The sequence below is a fragment of the Nocardiopsis lucentensis DSM 44048 genome (genome assembly GCF_000341125.1).
Lineage (GTDB): Bacteria > Actinomycetota > Actinomycetes > Streptosporangiales > Streptosporangiaceae > Nocardiopsis > Nocardiopsis lucentensis.
This window is the reverse complement of the sequence record NZ_ANBC01000558.1, coordinates 1-1387: the sequence shown is the minus strand read 5'-3', so window position 1 is coordinate 1387 and position 1387 is coordinate 1. Positions and strand designations below refer to the sequence as shown.

At 70.9% G+C, this 1387-nt stretch carries 2 protein-coding genes and 1 pseudogene; all 3 read left to right on the top strand.

The window, feature by feature from the left end; translation table 11 throughout:
• A pseudogene (locus tag D471_RS41915) lies at positions 1 to 108 on the top strand (class A beta-lactamase); the annotation flags it as partial.
• Between the two features lie 73 nt (positions 109 to 181).
• The gene (locus D471_RS0119245) at positions 182 to 781 is read left to right on the top strand and encodes an HAD family hydrolase (RefSeq protein WP_017600114.1); all 600 of its coding nucleotides are present in this window, start codon (positions 182 to 184) and stop codon (positions 779 to 781) included.
• A gap of 140 nt (positions 782 to 921) precedes the next feature.
• On the top strand, positions 922 to 1387 hold a 466-nt coding region (locus D471_RS40900; protein ID WP_051059223.1), incomplete at its 3' end, for a hypothetical protein.

The following is a 1387-nucleotide window of genomic DNA, read 5'->3' as shown; positions in this document are numbered from 1 at the left end:
GTCCTGGCGGTCATGTCCAGCCGTGACGAGGCGGGTGCGGCGTACGACGACGCCCTCGTCGCGGAGGCCACGGAGGTGGCGGTCGGAGCCCTCACCCGGGGAGCGTGAGGCTCGGGCCCGCGTGCCGTCGCGCGACGGCTAGGGTGGTCGAACCCGACCCGACCGACCTGGAGGCCCATCCGTGGACGCCGTGCTCTTCGACATGTTCGGGGTGATCGCCCGGGACCAGTCCCCCGAGGGCCGCGCCGCCCTGGAGCGGGCCGCGGGTGTGGCGGGAGCGAACTTCTGGGAGGCGTACTGGCGTCCGCGCCAGGCCTACGACCGCGGCGACCTGGACGGGACCGCGTACTGGAAGGCGGTGTCCGAGCACCTGGGCGTGGAGTTCGCGCAGGAGGGAATCCGGCGGCTGATCGCGCTCGACGTGGAGAGCTGGTCGCGCGTGGACGAGGAGATGGTCGCGTTCGTCACCGGCTTGGGCGCGGAGGGGACGCGGCTGGGCCTGCTGTCCAACATCCCCGCGGAGATCGCCGACTACTTCAGCCACCACCACGCGCGGGTGCTGGAGCCGTTCGCCGTTCTGGGCCTGTCCAGCCGGATCTACCGTGCCAAACCCGAACCGGAGGCGTTCGAGTGGGCCCTGGCACGCCTGGAGGTGCCCGCCGAGGGGGTGCTGTTCGTCGACGACCGCGAGACCAATGTGCGAGCCGCGGTCGAACTGGGGTTGAAGGGGCACCGGTTCACGTCCCTGCGCGCGCTTCGGGAGCGTCTGCGCGAGGGGTAGGGGCCGTCCCCGACACGGAACATCGCGGCTCGGCTTCGGGGTGACCGGTGGTTCCCCATCGCATCCGTTACCCGTTCGTGATAGGGATCTATGTGTCTGCATAACTGTGTGTAGTCAATCCATCACAGAAAGGGATGACTGTGGCCCGCTACTCCACTGTCGCCGCTACGAGTCTCGCCGCCTGCGCGCTGGCCCTGTCCGTCGCCACCCCCGCCCACGCCGCGGAGGGCACCCTGACCTTCGAGGTCATCGACTGGAGCAAGCTCAAGACCACGGAGCACGTCATCGCCGACGCGGCGCCGGGATCCTGCCACACCGTGCCGGAGGAGGTGCGCGCCGAGGAGCGGACGACGGAGTTCTACAGGTTCACGAACAACACGGAATCCGCTGTCATCCTCGTCCGGAACGCCTGCGACCAGTTCGAGGCCAACGGCCGGGCGCAAGCCGTCGAGTACATCGCCGCGGGCGACACCATCCGCGACCTGCACCCGCAGGCCCAGTCGGTCATCGTCCTGGGGGCCGCCCCGGCCGAGGCTGCCCCGGCCGAGGCCGCGCCCGCTGAGGAGGGCCCCGCCGAGGCGGCACCCGCCGAGGCTGGTCCGGCCG